The sequence below is a fragment of the Phaeobacter cretensis genome (assembly GCF_047372505.1).
GTDB lineage: Bacteria > Pseudomonadota > Alphaproteobacteria > Rhodobacterales > Rhodobacteraceae > Phaeobacter > Phaeobacter cretensis.
Window position 1 is genome coordinate 78,957 of record NZ_JBKBEU010000001.1, and the last position, 19,661, is coordinate 98,617.

At 55.5% G+C, this 19,661-nt stretch carries 14 protein-coding genes and 1 tRNA gene; 4 read left to right on the forward strand and 11 right to left on the reverse strand.

Annotated elements, in window-relative coordinates; all coding sequences use genetic code 11:
* Nucleotides 1-36 precede the first annotated feature (36 nt).
* The 7 genes from ACEWZM_RS00445 to ACEWZM_RS00475 all read right to left on the reverse strand — a co-directional run bounded on the left by ACEWZM_RS00445 (nt 37) and on the right by ACEWZM_RS00475 (nt 8,640).
* Nucleotides 37-726: an ABC transporter ATP-binding protein gene (locus ACEWZM_RS00445; protein WP_414004566.1), complete on the reverse strand. Its 690-nt coding sequence runs from the start codon at nt 724-726 to the stop codon at nt 37-39.
* Nucleotides 723-1,493 (reverse strand): ABC transporter ATP-binding protein, encoded by a 771-nt coding sequence (locus ACEWZM_RS00450; RefSeq protein ID WP_414004567.1) that lies wholly within the window; start codon nt 1,491-1,493, stop codon nt 723-725. The genes ACEWZM_RS00445 and ACEWZM_RS00450 overlap by 4 nt, the downstream gene beginning before the upstream one ends.
* Nucleotides 1,486-2,469, reverse strand: coding sequence for a branched-chain amino acid ABC transporter permease (locus ACEWZM_RS00455; RefSeq protein WP_414004568.1), 984 nt, complete (start codon nt 2,467-2,469; stop codon nt 1,486-1,488). Before ACEWZM_RS00455 ends, ACEWZM_RS00450 begins: the two co-directional genes overlap by 8 nt.
* Entirely contained in the window at nt 2,469-3,389 is a 921-nt protein-coding gene (locus ACEWZM_RS00460; RefSeq protein WP_414004569.1) for a branched-chain amino acid ABC transporter permease, read from the reverse strand. The genes ACEWZM_RS00455 and ACEWZM_RS00460 overlap by 1 nt, the downstream gene beginning before the upstream one ends.
* 76 nt (nt 3,390-3,465) lie before the next feature.
* Nucleotides 3,466-4,602 carry an ABC transporter substrate-binding protein gene (locus tag ACEWZM_RS00465; RefSeq protein WP_414004570.1) on the reverse strand — a complete coding sequence of 379 codons (1,137 nt, stop codon included), beginning with the start codon at nt 4,600-4,602 and terminating at the stop codon, nt 3,466-3,468.
* Nucleotides 4,603-4,965: 363 nt separating this feature from the next.
* A complete protein-coding gene (locus ACEWZM_RS00470; protein ID WP_414004571.1) occupies nt 4,966-7,362 on the reverse strand; it encodes a transketolase-like TK C-terminal-containing protein in 2,397 nt (798 codons plus the stop codon).
* Between the two features lie 72 nt (nt 7,363-7,434).
* Nucleotides 7,435-8,640, reverse strand: a complete 1,206-nt coding sequence (locus ACEWZM_RS00475; RefSeq protein ID WP_414004572.1) for a methionine gamma-lyase — start codon at nt 8,638-8,640, stop codon at nt 7,435-7,437.
* A 93-nt stretch (nt 8,641-8,733) separates the two neighbouring features.
* Between ACEWZM_RS00475 and ACEWZM_RS00480 the strand changes: the two genes are divergently transcribed.
* From ACEWZM_RS00480 to ACEWZM_RS00490, 3 genes are all read left to right on the forward strand, one after another.
* Entirely contained in the window at nt 8,734-9,222 is a 489-nt protein-coding gene (locus ACEWZM_RS00480; RefSeq protein WP_414004573.1) for an Lrp/AsnC family transcriptional regulator, read from the forward strand.
* A 123-nt stretch (nt 9,223-9,345) separates the two neighbouring features.
* Nucleotides 9,346-11,109 carry a tetratricopeptide repeat protein gene (locus tag ACEWZM_RS00485; protein WP_414004574.1) on the forward strand — a complete coding sequence of 588 codons (1,764 nt, stop codon included), beginning with the start codon at nt 9,346-9,348 and terminating at the stop codon, nt 11,107-11,109.
* A 134-nt stretch (nt 11,110-11,243) separates the two neighbouring features.
* Entirely contained in the window at nt 11,244-12,713 is a 1,470-nt protein-coding gene (locus tag ACEWZM_RS00490) for a phosphatase PAP2 family protein (protein WP_414004575.1), read from the forward strand.
* Between the two features lie 16 nt (nt 12,714-12,729).
* Here ACEWZM_RS00490 and ACEWZM_RS00495 read toward each other — a convergent pair whose 3' ends face one another.
* Complete coding sequence (locus ACEWZM_RS00495; RefSeq protein ID WP_414004576.1) at nt 12,730-15,690, reverse strand: hypothetical protein; 2,961 nt, start codon at nt 15,688-15,690, stop codon at nt 12,730-12,732.
* Nucleotides 15,691-16,169: 479 nt separating this feature from the next.
* Between ACEWZM_RS00495 and ACEWZM_RS00500 the strand changes: the two genes are divergently transcribed.
* Nucleotides 16,170-16,244, forward strand: a tRNA-Asn gene (locus tag ACEWZM_RS00500).
* Between the two features lie 200 nt (nt 16,245-16,444).
* Here the strand turns inward: ACEWZM_RS00500 and ACEWZM_RS00505 are convergent.
* From ACEWZM_RS00505 to ACEWZM_RS00515, 3 genes are read right to left on the reverse strand one after another with little or no spacing between them, the layout of a single operon-like run.
* Complete coding sequence (locus tag ACEWZM_RS00505; protein WP_414004577.1) at nt 16,445-17,698, reverse strand: AGE family epimerase/isomerase; 1,254 nt, start codon at nt 17,696-17,698, stop codon at nt 16,445-16,447.
* A gap of 26 nt (nt 17,699-17,724) precedes the next feature.
* Complete coding sequence (locus ACEWZM_RS00510; RefSeq protein ID WP_414004578.1) at nt 17,725-18,792, reverse strand: ABC transporter ATP-binding protein; 1,068 nt, start codon at nt 18,790-18,792, stop codon at nt 17,725-17,727.
* Between the two features lie 13 nt (nt 18,793-18,805).
* On the reverse strand, nt 18,806-19,657 hold the full coding sequence (locus tag ACEWZM_RS00515; protein ID WP_414004579.1) for a carbohydrate ABC transporter permease: 852 nt from the start codon (nt 19,655-19,657) through the stop codon (nt 18,806-18,808).
* Nucleotides 19,658-19,661 lie beyond the last annotated feature (4 nt).

Below are 19,661 nucleotides of genomic sequence, written 5' to 3' on the forward strand. Positions count from 1 at the left end.
TAAACCGATGCAACAAGGCCAAGCAAGACCGGACGATCAGACGCCCAGATATCTGTCTTTCAGCTCCGGTGTCAGTGTATCCATTGCACCCGCCCAGACCGATCTGCCTTTGTTCAAGATAATCGCACGGTCAGCCACGGCCGCCAACTCGCGCAGCGTCTTATCCACCACCAATATAGACAGGCCGCTATCGCGTTTCAGGCGGGAAATGGCTGCCCAAATTTCCTGCCGAACCACCGGTGCCAAGCCTTCCGTTGCTTCATCCAAGATAAGAAGCCGTGGATTGATCATCAGTGCGCGCCCAATCGCCAGCATTTGTTGCTCCCCCCCAGACAAAGAAGACGCCGTCTGATCACGGCGTTCCGCCAGGCGCGGGAACAGCTCTGCAACCATTGCAAAATCCCAAGATCCGGGGCGCGCAGCTGCAATCAGGTTTTCTTCTACAGTGAGCGGTGCAAAACACCGACGTCCCTCAGGTACAAGCCCGACTCCCAAGCGTGCTATTTTGTAAGACGGCAACTTGCGCAGGTCTTTGCTAGCAAAGGAAATATCCCCGTCAGAAACAGGCAGCATCCCGCAAATCGTCTTGATCGTGGTGGATTTCCCCATGCCATTTCGACCCATCAAGGCGACGACTTCACCTTCTGCAATATCAAGATCAATCCCGAACAACGCTTGGGACGGGCCATAGGATGCAGTGACTCCGTTTAATGATAACAATGTCATACGGCATCCTCCTCACCCAGATATGCTCGGCGCACTTCAGGATTGTTGCGGATTTCATCTGTAGTGCCAGTAGCAATCACTTGTCCGTAAACCAATACGCTGATCCGATCCGCCAGAGCAAAAACTGCATCCATGTCATGTTCAACCAAAAGGATCGGCGCCTCTTGCCGAAGCTCATTGAGGAACGCTGTTAGGGTTTGTGAGCCGCCCGCGCCCAACCCGGCCATGGGCTCATCCATCAGAAACAGTTTTGGGGCCATCGTAAGGGCAACGGCGACTTCCAGCTGGCGGCGTTGCCCATGTGACAAATCCGCGGTCCGACGCTTAGCTTCGTCAATAAGACCTACACGTTCCAGCGCATGCTCGGCCTGTGCCACCAGCAGGCTGTCCCGCATCACCTTGCCAAAGAACCGGAACACACCACCCCGTGCGCCAAGCGCTCCAAGCACAGCATTTTGCAACACTGTAAACTCCATTGCCAACGCGGATATCTGAAACGTTCGGCCAAGGCCAAGCCGAGCGCGTGCGACGCGATCTAAATTGCTGACATCTTGGCCCAACACTTCAACGGTGCCGCTATCGGGGTGAAGTTCCCCGGACACCTGTTTGATAAGTGTTGATTTTCCCGCGCCGTTTGGACCAATCAATGCATGAATTTCACCGACACGCAGGTCAAGTGTGATGTTTTTGCTGGCCTGCAACGCACCGAAGGATTTGTTCAAGCCCCGAACTTTCAGAACCTGCTCTGACACGACACCCTCAATCATGCGCAACCTCCCGCCCGCAAAGGGCACCGGTCACACCACCGCGGGCGTAAAGCACAATGATCAGCAGAAGCCCACCAAGATAGATCTGCCAGTAGTCGCTGATACCGCCTAAGAGATGCTCCAGTAGAATGAATAACGCAGCACCAATCACAGGACCAAACAGCCGACCAACACCGCCAATAATCACAAAGATCATAATCTCGCCGCTGGTGTGCCAGCTGAGCATGGTGGGGCTGACAAACCGGTTCAGATCGGCAAACAGGGCGCCGGCCAAACCTGTGATCGCGCCCGAGATTACAAAGGCCGTGAGCCGCAACTTATATGGTGTAATGCCCACTGTTTCCACACGTGCCTCACACTGGCGCGCCGCAGCCAATGCCAGACCGAAGGGCGCCCGTGCCAGCCGGGCAGAAAACCACAAGGCAAGGCATAGGAGTGCATAGCAGATTAAGAAAAAATGCATCGGTACCAATGTATTGAGGCCCGGAAACTCATTGCGGACCCAGATCGACAATCCATCCTCGCCGCCATAAGCCGACCAGCTGATCGCGAAGTAATAAAGCATTTGACCAAAGGCCAGCGTGATCATGATGAAGTAAACACCTGATGTGCGCAGAGACAACGCCCCTATTACCAGAGCCGTAAGTGCACTGACGACGCCGGCAATCAGCCAGATCAGGGGCATTTGGTTGCTGCCTTCTATTGTCACCGGCCAGGTCATCAACGGCTCATAGTTCTGCGCATGGGCCGCAAGAATACCCATGGCATAGCCTCCGATACCAAAAAACGCCGCATGCCCCAGGCTGACCAGCCCGCCTATGCCCAGTGCAATGTTCAATCCAACACCCGCCAGCGCAAGGATAGCAACCTTGGTGGCCAGAGTGATTAGAAATGGCTCATCTGCGCTCCACGCCCAAAGAGGAACAGCCAGCAGCGCGAGAATGACGCCTGCGTTCAGTATCCGTTCGCGCATCATCAGCTGTGCCCTCCATATAGGCCAGAGGGGCGCACCAGTAGGATTGCCGCCATCAGGATATAGATCAACATTGACGCCAGAGACGCTCCAACCGATGTGGCGCTCGCTGGTTCCATGAACAATCCGAAGAGCTGCGGCAGGAACACGCCGCTCAATGTATCCGTCAACCCGACCAGAAGTGCCCCCACCAGAGCCCCCTTTATCGATCCGATACCCCCGATTACGATCACAACAAAGGCGAGGATCAATACCGGCTCTCCCATGCCAACCTGTACCGACTGAATCGCCCCAACCAATGCGCCAGCCAAGCCCGCCAAAGCCGCACCCAAAGCGAAGACCACCGTGTAAAGCTTTGAAATATCAACACCAAGCGCTGCGATCATCTCGCGGTCATTTTCACCCGCACGGATCTGAATACCGATGCGGGTATGCGCGATGAGCCAGAACAAACCGGCAGCGACAAGCAGACCAATCGCGATAATAGCGAGCCGATAAAGGGGGTATTGGATCCCGCCGGGCAACGTCACAGGACCCGACAGATAACTCGGTACATCCAGAAACAGAGGAAACGAACCGAATACCCAACGTGTGCCTTCGGAGAAAATCAGGATCAGCGCAAAGGTCGCGAGAACCTGATCGAGATGATCGCGATCATAGAGTTTGCGGATCACCAGCAGCTCGACCAAAGCACCTGCTGCTGCCGCAGCAACAAGGCTCGCCACTAAGGCCAGCACAAAAGACCCTGTCCACGCCGCAACAATAGCAGCCGCAAAAGCCCCCACCATATAGAGCGCACCATGCGCGAGGTTGATAAGCCCCATGACGCCAAAGACAAGCGTCAGGCCAGCTGCCATGAGAAAGAGCATCACCCCGAACTGCAATCCGTTCAGGATCTGCTCCAGAATAAGAATGAGGGACATATTGATTTTCCGGCCTGATATGGTCCGAAATGCCGGGGTAGCACGTGCCCCCGGCTTCCAGACTCCGCGCCTTATCTTACATCTTGCACTCAACGCCGTAGGCATCGGCGTGATTTTCCAGACCCGTGGCGATGATCTTGTTGGTAAAGACATCGCCCTCCTGAATCACTTCACGCACATAGATATTCTGGATCGGGTGGTGGTTATCACCAAATGAGAAATCACCGCGAACCGAGTCAAACTCTGCGGCCTTCAAGGCGGAACGAAACGCGTCTTTGTCCGATACATCCGCCTTCTCCAAAGCGCTCAGGACCAGATTAGCCGTATCGAAGCCCTGACTGGCATAGAGAGAGGGCAAACGCTCGTATTTTTGCTGGAAGGCAGCGACAAAAGCAGTGTTTGATGGATTGTCGAGATCCTTGTTCCACTGAGATGTGTTCTTGATCCCCAATGCGGCGCCACCGACGGCTTGCAGGATCCCCTGATCAAAGCTGAATGCCGGTCCGACAACAGGCAGATCCACACCGCTATCGGCATATTGCTTCAAGAAAGAGATCCCCATGCCGCCCGGCAGGAAGAAATAGACTGAGTCCGCGCCAGATGCCCGGATCTGCGCAATTTCTGCAGCGTAGTCCGTCTGTCCCAGTTTGGTGTAAGTTTCGCCCGCCAGATCGCCCTGATACATCCGCTTGTAGCCGGTCAACGCGTCCTTGCCAGCAGGATAGTTCGGGGCAAGAACGTAGCTGTTTTTCAACCCTGCATCGCTGGCGTAAGCGCCTGCTGCCTCGTGCAAATTGTCATTCTGCCAAGCGACATTGAAGTAGTTCTCATGGCACCGCTTGCCCGCCAACGCCGATGGACCCGCATTGGGAGAAAGATAGAACACCCCCTGCGCAGTTGCGGCGGGCACCACAGCCATAGCGAGGTTTGACCAGATGATACCGGTCATAATGTCAACTTTCTCGGATTGAATCATACGGTCGGCGATTTGAACGGCGCTCTCTGGCTTGCGTTGATCGTCTTCAATCACCACCTCGATATCATCGCGATTGGCTTGCTCCATCGCCAACATGAAACCGTCGCGCACATCTACGCCCAATCCGGCGCCACCGCCCGACAGCGTTGTGATCATGCCGATCTTAGTTTCAGCCCCGGCAGCCAAAGCCAACGTAGAAACGGCTGTTGCCAGCGCCATAGTCGTCAGTGTCTTCATAGGTCCATCTCCCTGATTTGTCTGAGCATTGAAGGCCACTTCTGATGGCGGCTCTTCGCTACATACTCTTTCTGATTGGACCGCGCGGCGCCAGCTTTTTGCTGATCTGACCTCGGATTTACTCGTCTCACGCCACTTGGCCCGATGCGACCCCAATCATGAGGTCACATTGTGTTGGGTAAGCCGCGCCAGAATGACCAAGGTGCGCTGTATCCATGGGCCGTTTTATCGTGCCCTTAGGGAAGCCTAGGCTGAAGTGGATCTTTATTTCAAGATTAAAATATCTAACCTTAAAATTCCTGCATAACCAAAGTAGCTAAGTCGCGCTGAATGCTACCTTCTGAAGCAAAGGGCCGCGCTGGCTTATACGACCTTCAGCTTCCGACCATCCGTGAGCGCATCTGCAGCCTCTGTAATGGCTTGCGCATCAATGCCAAAGTGGCGGTAGAGATCACCGATGGTGCCGGTTTGACCAAAGTGTTCCACACCTAGAGGAATACTCTGGTGCCCCTGTACGCTGCCTAGCCAGGCCAAGGTGGCCGGATGTCCATCAATAACGGTAATTAGCTTGCAATGAGGGGGCAGCGTAGCCAGAAGCGTCTCGATATGGCTGCGGGCTCCGGCAACACCACGCGCACGCGCGCGTTGCGCAGCGGTCCAACCGGCATTCAAGCGATCAGCCGAGGTTACTGCCAGCACACCTACATCGCGGCGCCCCTCACCAATGGTTGCGGCAGCCTTGACCGCCTCTGGTGCGACAGCACCTTGATAGGCAATCACCACATCGCAGTTTGGCCCGGGCTTCTTCAACCAATATGCGCCATCAATAGCGCCTTGGCGGAACGCGTCATCCACCCGCTTACCCGGTTGTTCAATTGGATTGGTGGTCAGCCGCAAATAGACTGAACCACCGGTTTCATCGCGCAGCCACGTGCGTTCGTCGGGATCGCCTTCACCGTCGCGTTGCAGATAGTCAAACGCCCAGCTCATGATCACCGACAGCTCATCCACAAACGCTGGTTCAAAGGCAGCCAGCCCGTCCTGCGACATGCCGATCAGAGGCGAGCCGATAGACTGATGCGCGCCGCCCTCCGGTGCAAGCGTCACACCTGACGGTGTGCCAACAATCATAAATCGGGCATCCTGATAGCAAGCATAGTTCAACGCATCGAGACCACGCGCCACAAAGGGATCATAAACTGTTCCAATAGGGATCAACCGCTTGCCGAAGAGCGATTGTGACAAACCGGCCGCCCCCAGCAGCAGGAACAAGTTCATTTCTGCAATACCCAGTTCGATATGCTGACCTGCGGGCGTGAATTCCCACTTTGCCGTCGACGGAATCTTATGTTCGATAAACGTATCTGACTGTGGAGTCCGGGCGAACAGCTTGCGACGATTAACCCAAGGACCAAGGTTGGTGGTGCCCGTCACATCCGGTGACATGGTGACGATTCGCGCCGCCAGATCGCTATCGCCCTTAGAGAGATCATCAAGAATCTTGCCAAATCCCATCTGTGTCGACATCTCACGCTCAGCGTTGACCGCGATCTTAGGCACCGGTAGTTGCGCATCCTGATAGCGGCGGGCACCCTTGGCAAAAAACGGGACTTTATCCAGAAACGCCTGCAGCGCTGATGGGTCTTCGACGGTGGCAAATTTTTCCCATTCCGCGCCCTCTGCGACCCCCATATAGCGCTGCCATTCCGCCATCTGGGTTTTGTTCATCAGCCCACCATGGTTATCCTTGTGTCCGGCAATTGGCGTGCCCCAGCCCTTAACCGTATAAGCCAAGAAACAGACCGGGCGATCATGGTCGATGGCGGCAAAAGTCTCGGCCATCGACGCAACACAGTTGCCGCCGAGGTTCTCCATCATCGCGGCCAGCTCCTTATCAGAACGCCGTTCGATCAGGGCGCTGACATCCCCCTGATCGCCAAGATCCTCCATCAGATGCTGACGCCAGACAGAACCACCCATAAACGTCAGGGCCGAATACATCTGGTTCGGACAGCTGTCGATCCAGTCACGGAGCCGGTCGCCACCTGGCTCTGCAAAGGCAGCGCGTTGCAGCGCGCCATACTTTACCTTCACCACATCCCAGCCGAAGGCATCAAAAATCTTCTCGATGCGCTGAAACAGCCCTTCGCGCACGATCCCATCCAGTGACTGGCGATTGTAGTCGATGATCCACCATGTGTTGCGCAGATCGTTTTTCCAGCCTTCTTGCAAGCACTCGTAAACGTTGCCCTCATCCAGCTCTGCATCACCCACCAGCGCCACCATGCGCCCCTGCGGCGCATCCTGCCCCCAGGGTTTGGCCTTGATGTAATCCTGCACCATCGACGCAAAGGACGTGATCGCTACCCCAAGCCCAACCGAACCAGTTGAAAAATCGACATCATCAATATCTTTGGTGCGGCTAGGATAGCTTTGAACGCCACCAAACCCACGAAAACCCTCCATCTTATCGCGGGTCTGGTTTCCCATAAGATATTGAATTGCATGAAAAATGGGAGAGGCATGTGGCTTCACCGCCACCCGATCTTCTGGCTTGAGCGCCGAGAAATACAGCGCCGTCATGATCGACACCATCGACGCTGAGCTGGCCTGATGCCCCCCGACCTTGATCCCATCGTGCTTCGCCCGAAGGTGGTTGGCATTGTGGATCATCCAATGTGATAACCACAAAAGCCGTTGCTCAATCGTCTTGAGTGTTTCGGGCGCGGTGAGCGTTAGATCGGCTGCATTGGGGGTCATGTGCAAACTCGTGGATAAGAGACAGATGTTTGCCTTCCCACAAGGACGCGGAAAGAGCATGTCAGTTTATACTCAGGCGGCTGCGTAGGCGTTATGTGACGACAGCGCCTGCATGAGATCGTCTATGATATCATCCACACCTTCAAGCCCAACGGACATCCGCACAAGCCCCTCTGCTATACCGTGTTCGGCACGTTCTTCGGGCGTATAGGTAGAATGGGTCATGCTGGCCGGGTGTTGGATCAGCGTTTCCGCGTCGCCCAGACTCACCGCGCGCTGGATCATATCCAGGCGGTTCATCATGGCAATACCACCGGCCTTGCCGCCGACAACTTCGAACGGAATCATGCCGCCAAAGCCAGACATCTGACGGCGCGCCAGATCACCCTGCGCAAAACCATCGAGACCCGGATAGTAAACCCGTTCGACTGCAGGGTGTGATTGCAACGCCTCGGCCACTTTCTGGGCAGATCTGCAGTGCCGCTCCATGCGGATTTCCAGCGTTTTCAGCCCTCGCATCAGCAACATCGCACTAAATGGCGACATCACCGCACCGGTCATATCCTTCAGCCCCACAAGGCGGATCTGAGTGATATCCTCCTTGGATCCGACAACCAGACCCGCGATCACATCGCCATGTCCACTGATGAATTTGGTAGCTGAATGCACCACAATATCGGCACCAAATTCAATCGGGCGCGTGATAACTGGCGTGGCAAACGTGTTGTCGACAACGACCTTAGCGCCAACTTTATGGGCGATTTCGGAAATTGCGGCGATATCAATCAGGCGATTATTGGGATTGGCTGGAGTTTCAAAGTAGACCAATTTGGTATTGGTGCTGATCGCTGCCGCCAGATTTCGGGGATCTGTCATATCCACTAGGCGAACTTTGACACCGAACCGTGGAAGGCCATGGGTCATGAAAGAAAACGTGCAGCCATAAAGCGTCTTGTCGAGAATGATCTCATCCCCGGCAGCGAGAAACGACCATAGCGTCGATGTGATTGCGCCCATGCCCGACGCCGTGGCCAACCCGGCCTCGCCGCCTTCAAGATTGGCGATCCGCTGCTCGAGATGATCCAACGTCGGGTTAGAAATTCGGCTATAGAAATGCCCTTCACGTTCGCCCGTGAACATCTCTCCTCCTGCCTCGGCGGTATCGAAAGTGAAGGTCGACGTCAGATAGAGCGGCGGGTTCAACGCACCCTGCTGTGATTGTGTGTCGTAACCGTGGTGAATTGCACGCGTTGAGAAGCTGGAGCCAGTTTTTGTCATGTTGATCACCCATTGTGTTTCAAGCATGTTAGCCTGGTAAGACAGGTGATTAGTTGCTAAATTATCCCCAAACGACACAAGGATTGGCATATTATGCCAGAATCTCCCAAACTCGACGCCACTGACAGACGCATCATACGCGCTCTTCAGCGCAATGGCCGGATGACGAATCTTGATCTCGCTGAGGAGGTCAACCTATCACCTTCGCCTTGCCTGCGCCGGTTGCGTATTCTGGAAAACACCAATGTGATCCAGGGCTATAGCGTCGACGTCGATGCCAAGCAGTACGGCCTGCCCGTCACGGTCTTTGTGCGGGTCAGTCTGGAGAACCACACCGAGAGTGTAGTTGCCAATTTTGAGCGTAAGATCCGCGATACACCTGAGGTACTGGAGTGCTTTGTGATGACGGGCCTTGCAGACTATCTGCTACGTGTCGTGGTTGCCGATCTGGAGGACTACGAACGCTTTGTCCGGACACGTCTGCACCCAATCGGCGGCATCAGCTCAATCGACACCAGCTTCGTTTACGGGGTTGTAAAGAAGACGGCCGTTTACCCTGAGGTTGATCAGGCAAATAGCTGATTATCCATCAGTATTGTCATTGCTCGTCATTGTGAGTCATCAACGACGGCCCAGTCCTCTATGTTCTATGAAATCTGAGACAAATCGATATACTGCCCCACAATTGATGGCAGGATAGCATCCATGCAAGGGCCAATTCCAACCAAGGTCTCGACGCGGCTCACGGCTTTTGCCTTTGCCGATGTTGCGGACTACACTCGCCATATGGAGATCAGCGCAACCGAGACCGTGCGGCGCTGGTGTTTGCTGCGCGATACGGTTCTTTTGGATGAGCTGGTCCGATACAATGGCGTGCGCCGCTCTGACGCGGGCGACGCTTTGCTTTTGGAATTCTCCAGCGCTACGGATGCTGTCCATTGGGCGATGGCCGTCCAGACCCGCCTAGCGCATCAGCACGATGACCCCAACCCTATGCAGGTTCGCATTGGCGTCAATATCGACGATGTGATCGATGATGAAGGCACGGTACAATCCGACGGCGTGGTCATCGCCTCGCGTATCCAGCAACTGGCTGATCCGGGCACTGTGGTAATCACCAAGATGGTCCGGGACATCGTACGCGGCAAACTCTCGCTCCGCTTCCAAGACTTGGGCGCGCCGCTATTGAAGAACATTGATCGCACGGTACATGTCTATCAGGTCTTAGGTGGCAGCAACGATACAGTTCCTCTAAGGCCCCATAGCGATTGGAAAGACCGCCCAACTCTTGCAGTCTTGCCGTTTGAGGATCGTGGTGCCCAAGCGGAAGAACAGTATTTTGGCGATGGAGTAACCGAGGAAATCATCTCCGGTGTTTCCCGTAGTCGCACCATGTTTGTCATGGCACGCACATCAACGCTCAAATTCCGTGGCAGCAATGTAAACCCTTCTGAAATCGGGCGCGGCCTTGGCGTCTCTTATCTCCTGACGGGGTCGGTGGACCGGCACCGCGACCAGCTCCGTATCTTTGTCGAACTGATCGATGTCATGCGCAATCGTGCGATCTGGGCCCAGACATATCGCGGCGATCTGCAGGATCTGTTTGCCTTTCAGGAAGAAATTTCCTCCGGGGTGCTGGCGATGCTGGAACCCAAGGTTCTGTCTATTGAAGCAGAGCATATCAGCACCCGCAGTACAGATAGTCTTGACGCCTATAAATGCGTTTTACGCGCCCTGGCCCGCCTGTACCAGCTGGATGACCATAGCTATACTGAAGCCATTGCCCTGCTGCAGCGCGCGGTCTCGCTGGATCCCAACTATCCCCAGGCACATGCTTATCTGGCGTGGTGCATGAATTTTTTTCTGGCTGAAGGTCATTCAAAAAACCCCCGCGACGACATTCTGATGATGATCAAACATTCTCGGCGCGCGGTCGAGCTGGACCCAGACGATGCGCTGACACTGTCAGTGCGGGCGCATGTGCTCAGCCTGCATGAAAATAGCCCTGAAGACGCCCTTGAACTGTTCGAAGACGCGCTCGCCCATAATATGAATTTGCCGCTGGCTTGGGGGCTCAGTGCGACCACATATGCCTATCTCGGCGACGGCAGCGAAGCCCGTGACCGGATGCTCAATGTATGGCGGCTCGCGCCCTATGATCCATTGAGTTTTTTCTTTCTTACGGCTGCCGGTCTGGCAGAGTTCGTTGACGGCAACCTCCCAGAGGCGATCAAACTATTGAAGAACGCCCGGCGCAATAAACCACGTTTTATGGCCAGCCTCCGGTTGCTTGCAGCCTCCTTCGCGCTTAGCGGACAGACCGATAATGCCCGCAAGGTTGCGCAGGAAATTCTGGAGTTGGACCCCCATTTTTCCGTATCCAAATTTTCGACTTGGTATCCATTGAAATCAAAAGAAGCCCTGGATCGTTTGATCAAAGGGTTGGTACACGCGGGATTGCCCGCCTAAAGCATAGATAACACAATGAATTATCGGGGTTTCCCGACAATAATAAAGACACGAGAGGCAGACCGGCACAGAGCCATATATCGGCAGTCACATAGGAGGTTTTTAACTCGTATTGAACGATTTTAGGGGGATTTATGATGACAACGAATGGCAATTCACAAGGCGCATCAAACGGGCTTGGCCTGGGTTTGGGTCTCGGCTTGGGGTTGGGCAATGGCTTGGGCCTTGGAAACGGGCTCGGCCTTGGCAATGCTCTGGGACTGGGCAACGGGCTTGGCTTGGGTAACGGACTTGGGCTTGGAAACGGGTTGGGGTTAGGTACCGGACAGGGATTGGGCCTAGGCTTGGGTCTTGGGAATGGCCTGGGGCTGGGAGCGGGTCTCGGTACCGGGCTTGGACTAGGAGGCAACGGCGCTGTTTTGGGGAACGGGGCCGATGCAGGTATCGGCACATTGCGCAGCTACTATGCCACCCCGGCAGAGTTAAGCCTGCTGCCTTGGACACTTGATTTCAGCCCCGACAATAACGGCGGCGATCCTTTCCCGCTCTCGATGATCATCAACCCCTACCAGATCCCGAAAGACAAAGGTGCACCACCGGTCTCGCAATACCCAATAGTTTTGGAATGGATCACCGAGGATTGGGACCCAGCGCTGCGGTTCTGGTCCCTGCCTTTTGATCCCAACCTTGGTGAATGGTTACGGGCTGCAGAGAGGTCCGAGCCCTCCACACTGGCGGCGCTAGAATTTGCATCGCAGGACCAACACTGGCACCCGGCTCATGTTGGTGATCGCTGGCTGGAACAAAACGACCTGCTTTGGCGTTACACGCAGGCGGGAACCGCTGACGACGCCCAAGACCAAGCGCGCGACTGCTTCGACATCATCGTGGCCGAGCTGGAAGTGCTCAAGATGTATATGGAGGACGACCGCCAGCACTATATTCACGAGTGCGATGTCCAGGCTGATGGTCTGCCTGCATATCTGATCCATTTCCTGGGGGCGAACAGCTTTGATCATCCCTTTACGCTAAAGCTGATCGATCTTGGGCTGGCGCTAGGCAATGTTGCCTATATGAGCTACAAAGCCCACTTCAAACGCGTACGGCCATCAATACTACGGCCCGGCCTGACGGTCCCGTTTGGCCCGCCTGCCCATCCCGCATTTCCCAGTGGCCATGCGTTCCTGGCTCATTTTCTCTCGCTACTTCTTCTCGAAATTCCCGGAGTGGCCCAGCGATTTGGTGTTGTGAAAGGCTATGCATCAGACGGATCCGGCACGGAGACTCAGATCCCAGCCGGTACGCTGCTGCGCAAACCAACCTACGACGATCTTCTTGGCAGCGATATCATCGCCTCACCGTTGCTGTCCATGGCCAACCGGATTGCTGTGAACCGCGAGCGGATCGGCGTGCATTACCCATCGGATTCAACCGCCGGTCGCCATATTGCTGCAGGCATTTGGTACTGCATCATGGATGCAGCCCCAAGTGACCCAAATGGAGGCGGCGCTTGGCCCCATATCAATGTTCCGACCCTGCACCGTGTCCTCGATAGGGCAAAAACCGAGTGGCCAACGCCATGGGTATCGGCGGATATCAACTGATATCCGCCTCCAACGTCTAGCCCTGCACTTTCAGGGCTAGATTGTTGTCATTGGCCACTAAATCGACAAGGGTCTGCACCGTCTCGGGCGGTGTATCCCCTGCTCCGATGGCAAGTGGCAGAGCAGCTGCAGGATCGGTATTGGCCCGATCGCCGACATCGCTCACCTCATAAAGCACAACCATTTGAACACCCGCCGGTGCTGCGCCTTGCCCATCGGCGGCCAGCTGAGTGATCTGTTGTTGATCGCTGTTGCTGATGCTCGCTGCTGCCGCCACATCCGGGTTGATGACATATGGCCCAAGGTTAAGCATCTGACCCAACCAAACCACACTGCGTTCCATGATTTGCGAGATCGGTTTGTCATTCAGAACCCAACCCACCCAGACCCGCAGTCGTGCACCATTCGCGGCTACACTTCCTCGGTTTCCGATTTCCGGTAGCGCGCTGTCCATCACCCAATCAGCATTCGCCGCCCAGTGGAGCGAAACCGGCACATAGCTACCGGGCCCAACGTCCGTAGCTCCGTCCCCGGTCGGAAAGATATCGGGGCGCCCATCACGAATGTAGATATCCACCAAAGGCGCGGCCCCGGCCTTGCTGGTGATCTTTGTGGCGTCTTCTGGAAACATGCCCATGGCTTCAAAAGCCCAGCGTATGACTTTGTGGGAGCTTGCAGGCTGCCAATCAAGGCCACCTCTGAGCAACGGCACAGCGGCAGGCGCTCCCCATCCGGCAGCTTCCATCGCAATCTCCAGCATTTCTGCCCGCGATGGCGACTGGGCCAGTCCTGCTATACCCTGCATCAACAAATAGAGGGTCATGTCTGACGCGCGGCCGCGTAGCTCCCAATTTGCTTGTGCCCCGTCCAAAGTATCTCCGCCCAGGGCGCGATACAGCAGGAAGATCGAAGACGACAAGATCTGTTCGGTAAGATATGCCTTGTGGTCGGTACCCGGTTTAGGCGGATCCTCAATCACCGACCGGTTCAGCAGACCATACCATCCCCATCCCATAGCGGGGGTTCGGTCGTGCCGTCGTGGCGCAAAAATATAGGGGAAGGTCCAGCCACGCATCCGTGGATCCCCGGCATAACTCGGGTTGGACAGCTCCGACAGTGGGTCGAAGAACACCGCCGCCAGCGCGTCACCGGGGCTATGGGCAAAGTCGAACTCCAACTGGCCAATGCGCGCGGCCAGCAGATAATGCCCAAATTCATGCATCATCCAGCGACCACACGTGGCTATGCTGAGCGGCTCCAGTCGGCTGTCCGCCGTTCCGGGCTTCACCCTTGCCCATCGATTGAGGTTGGCAAGCGCCAAATGCATATCGATGCTTGGCTTGCTTTGAACTACGGCGTCGGAGGCCACCTCGTAACGTACCTGTGCATTGATGGTACGGCCACTCCCTCCCGGCCCTGGCGTGATACCAGACCGGTAGTGCACTGACAGTGGCCCATCCGAAGTCGCCACATAGGTCTCTGGTGGCAAACCGAGCCCGCGCATACTGTCAAAGAAGGTCTTACAGTGCCAATAAGCGTTGATCGCGCTGGATAGATCTCTGCGCGGCGGCACAGCTGAGACGTCAATCGGCGGTAGCTCTTTTGGCAGTTTGCCATCACCATCACCCCTTACGATGCGGGGGCAATTGCGAACAACATACGCTGCCTGTTTCATCTTTCTGTCTGGGTCCAACGGTATCGTCACGTTCTCTCGGAACAGGTCCAGCAAGCTATCGGAGCGCGCAGGGCGGCGCCAAGCCAGCGGCGGCGATGGCTGAGGCGGCACCTGCCCCGCCGCGGCGCGCCAATCCAGCGGTGGCGCCGGGAAAACTCTGACAACGGGTTCAATCACTGCCCCACCGGGGCCATCTCCATGGCTAACGAGCGGCACCCGGGTTACAGAAACCAGTTCAACTCGGTTCTGGGTCAAATCTTTCAGCCGGACGCGTACGGTCAAACGATAGCTGAGCGAAGCAGAGCGCGGGGTTTCCTCACCGCGTGCCAATAGCGTCAGTGTCATGTTCCATGCGCCATCAGCAGCATTTTCTTGATCCGCAGAAAACTGGACGTCCTGAAGCAGTAACGAGTTGACCTCAACCCCGGCGCGTTTGGCAATGTTTTCTTCGAGAATGGAAACGATGCGGCTTTTCGTTGACTTTGCTGTCTTCGGCTTGGCCGTTTCGCTTTTGGTGTAGTCGTCCGCTCCTGAACTCATCGGAAAATCATCAACTTCCGGTACCGGTTCCTGTTCGATACCCACACCGCTGTCACCGGATTGGTAGCCCAAAGGAACACCGGATAAGGACCGAGCTAATCCGCTCAGAACATTCAGCCTTTCGTCATCAGTGCTGCCCGCCAGGATCGAAGAGAGCGTGTCGTATCCGCCGCCCGGAAACTCCGCTGTGAGGCCTCGAATGATCAGATCGAACCCGCTAGCTGTTTCACGCACCTCAATCGGCACTCGGAAACCGGCGGATGGAAGGCGCATCGGAGCAGAAGATCCCAACGGATTAGGAATGGTCTCGGTCGCCACCAGGATCACCGTTCCCGGCATGGCGCTCTTGGGGTTGCGAGACATATTCCAACTGGCCATCTGGCCTTGCAGGCGTTTCGGCGGCGCGTCAATTTCCGGCCAGATATCGCACCAATCCAGCAAACTGCCCGTAGAAGACACACTCGCAAGCAGTTCCAACATCGGATCGCTCTCACCTAGTGGTGGCGGCGTCTTTGCGTTCACATAAGTCTCAAGTTGCTGCAAATAGTGCTCAGCAACATTGCCGAGCGCGGTAAGATCAATGTCACCATCGCTACCACCTATCTGTGCCTGTGCGACATAGGGTGCAGATGGATGTGAGATCAGCCGCGACGGGCGGTCTGATCCGGGGTATTGACGTTCATATCGCAGCCAAGATCTCGATGTGCCGCTTGCGATATTTGCCGCTGGCGGCCAGCTTCCCGGAAGTGTCACTTTTGCCATTCAATCCCCCTTTGCCCGCGCAATCTGCGCAGCAATGTCTATGCAATATAGCTTGCTCGACATCCTCAGGATGTGTCCCCATCGGGAAGCAGGCCAATAATATTCAGCCGTTTTCCCGCGGTCGTTCAGATGGCTCTTCCGGCCTCATTCTTTCGAGACACAATTGAGGCCACGCGGTTGGTTACTGGGTGATCTCAATCGATCACGAAACCGCGTCCCTACCCCTAACTCTCTGTTGCTGAGGTGTCTCCAGTCGGCCAAGCCTAACACAGTTCATCGCCAAAAAGTAGGCAGGCCTCCAACCTGGCCACACCAAGTCGTAGCCGCTCTTGATACGAAAGCTGCACCGCTTCGTTCTTGAGGCGTTTGGACATACCACGGCTGTACATATAGCAGCCCTTCGCATGGCTAAAAAATTGCACCAAAGGTCATTTTTTCTCTGGACGCGCCAGAACTCACACCATATATCAGCCCCACATTCCGGCGTAGCTCAGCGGTAGAGCAGTTGACTGTTAATCAATTGGTCGTAGGTTCGATCCCTACCGCCGGAGCCAAATATTTCAAGGACTTAGCGCTCACCCGCTAAGTCCTTATTTGGTTTTACCTTGCGTACTCGCGAAATAGATGTGCGGTAATTTCACACCGTATTTCAGGGCGAACCGCGGCCCACTCGAGCCTGGCGCTACGATCTAAAATCAGTTGTCACAATTTAGAACTGGTGAAAGAAACCCGCGATAGCGACAGGCAAACCCAATCACGACAACAGCTGTGTTTTCAGCAACTGCAATCCCTTCACATGGCTCATCTGAGTAGCGCCCAACGGCAACAAACAGGCCTGCAGGGAATGGTAGATATCTGGCTTTCCGTCAAAAATGCTGCGCGTTACCTGCCCGCCTGGGCCAATCTCCGGATACCAGCCACCGCGGTCTTCATCGATGAAGTGATCCAGAGCAAAACCCCAGAGTCGGCGATACCACTGTTCGTCCTCTGGCCGCCCGTCAAGCTTGATCAAGGTTGCAACTGCACCGATAGCCTCGGTGACCGGCCACCAGAACCGATTTCCCATCGCAACTTTGCCATCAAAGCCAAGTGTATAGGCGATACCACCGTCTGGCATCCAAGCGTCTCTCAGCGCCTGTTCGATCAGTCGCCGGGCGCGGTCAGCTGCGCCATCGTCGGGTCGACCAACCAGATCCCAGTGTTGTAGTAATAACCGGCCCAACTCAAAAGAATGGCCCGGCGTCGTGCCCGCCGGCCGGAACATCGGATCCCCTGCATATGAGCGATCAATACTCCAATCTTCGGTATAATGTTCTGGCAGACGCCACCCCTCAGCCGGAGCAATCTGCCCTGTGAAAAAATCAAGGATATCACCTGCACGGGCCAGAAAGACGCTATCCTGTGTGGCTTCGTAGGCGGTTAATAGCGCCTCCACACCGTGCATATTGGCGTTCATGCCGCGATAGTTTGAAAACGGCGTCCAGTCGCGGTTCCACTCATCGGCAAAGCGTTTCGGCCCACTTTCCCATACCCTTTGATCCAGAACCTCTGCTGCATCCTCCAGCAGCTCATCCGCCCCCGGATGACCGGCGAGTTTGGCAGTAGAAGCCGCCAGCAAAACAAAGACCTGACCGTAAGCCAGTTTACGATCATCAGCGACCGCATCGCCGCTCAACGCCCAAAAATAACCGCCATGGGCCGGATCACGATGATAGGTGTTAAGATAGGTAATGCCATGGTCAATTATGCGATCGGAACCGCTATAGCCGCAGATATGCGCCAGTGCATAAGAATGTACCAAGCGCGTGGTCGTGTGCAGTTCTTGGGTATCATCTGGCAATGGTTGCCCTGCCCCATCCAGGGTGTAAAACCCCGGCCCATCACGCAGGCTTCCGGCGAAAAACCTCAATTGTCGTTTTGCATCGGCCACCAGAAATGCCCGGTGATCACTATGGTCTAGCCAGTGCCCCGGCGCGTTGAAATCACCGACAGGTGGATGTGCGCTCATCGGTCATACTCCGTGATTACCGTGGCTTAGGCCGCTGGCCTGATGGCCATGCCCGTAGCATCAAAGATATGTGCATTCTGTGCCTGCACACGCAAGCCCAGACGCTCGCCACTGCGGACCGGGACATTGCCGTGCTTGCGCACCATTAGCGGCCCCAAACCGTCGACATTGGCATAAATATTGGTGTCCGATCCCAAACGTTCCACCACATCCGCCACCGCCGTCAGGTCCCCTTCGTCCGGGTTCACCACATCAAGATGTTCCGGACGAATGCCCAATTCAACCGCTGAAGATGTGTCATCTACATGATCCAGTGTCAGCATCATCCCATTGGAGGCCATCACCCCGGACGTGGCACCGGAGACTGGCAATATGTTCATCGTGGGTGAGCCGATGAATTGCGCCACAAATTTATTGGCCGGACGTTCATAGAGATCCAGCGGTGAGCCAACCTGTTGAATGTCGCCGCCATTCAACACCACAATACGATCAGCAAGGGTCAGTGCTTCGACCTGATCGTGTGTGACATAAATCATCGTTGCGCCCAATTGCTTGTGTAGACGTGCGATCTCCAATCGCATCTCCACGCGCAATGCGGCATCCAGATTTGACAAGGGTTCATCAAACAGAAACGCGCGCGGGTCGCGAATAATTGCCCGCCCCATAGCAACACGCTGTCGCTGTCCGCCTGACAGGGCTTTGGGCAAACGGTCGACCAATGCAGACAGCCCTAAGGTGTCTGCAGCCGCTGCCACACGAGATTTGCGTTCCTCGGCCGGATCCTTTCGGATCTCCATCGAGAACCCCATATTCCGCGCCACATCCATATGGGGATAAAGCGCGTACGACTGAAACACCATTGCGATGTCGCGATCACGTGGGCGCACGTCATTCATACGTTGCCCATCAATTTCAAACTCCCCTGCGGTGATCGGTTCAAGTCCCGCAATCATCCGCAAGAGGGTCGATTTTCCGCAGCCAGAAGGCCCTACAAGAACGATGAATTCCCCGTCCTGAATATCCAGATTGATGTCACGCAGAACCTCAATGGCCCCGTAGCGTTTCACCACATCTCTAAGTTCGATCCGCGCCATGATATCCGGCCCCCTATCCTTTGACCGCGCCGGACGTGAGGCCCTGCACGAGGTAGCGTTGTATGAAGATGAAAAACAAGCAACTCGGGATGAGTGCGAGCACACCGGCAGCCATCATCTGCCCCCAGTCCACCGAGAACTTCGACACGAAAGTGAGCAGCCCAACCGGGAATGTCATCGCGTCGTTTTTTGAGATCAGCATCAGTGCAAACAGCAGTTCAGACCATGCCGCGGTAAAGACAAACCCAAGCGTCGCCCCTAACCCCGGTAGCGTCAGCGGAAACACGACCGCGCGCAGCGCCTGAAACCGCGAGCAGCCATCCATCATCGCCGCCTCTTCCAGATCTTTCGGGATCCCGTCAAAAAACGACTGCATCAAAAAGGTGGCAAAGGGAATGTTGAAGGCGGTGTAGACCACGATCAGGGAGGTGAGTGAGTTCAGCAATCCAAGCTCAGCAACGATTTTGTAGATCGGGGCAATGATCATCAACAGCGGAAACATCTGAGTGATCAGCATCACCGCAATAATGATCCGCTTGCCTGCAAAGACAAACCGCGAGAACGCATAGCCCGCACCTGCAGCAATCAGCGTAGTGAAAAACGCAGTGCCCAGCGACACAATCAGCGAATTGCGGAAATAGGCCAGAAAATCTGTCTCGAACAGCACTGTGGCGAAATTCTCGAAGGTGATCGCGCTGGGAAACATACGCGTTCCGTCAGAAAAGATCTGCGCATCAGGCGTCACTGCGATTTTCATCAGCCAGTACAGCGGGAACAGTGCAAAACCGAGGTAAAAGATAATGGCGGCAATCTTACCAACCGCCAACATCGGATGACGCCCGTCCTTAGGAGCAACAGTAGCCATGGGT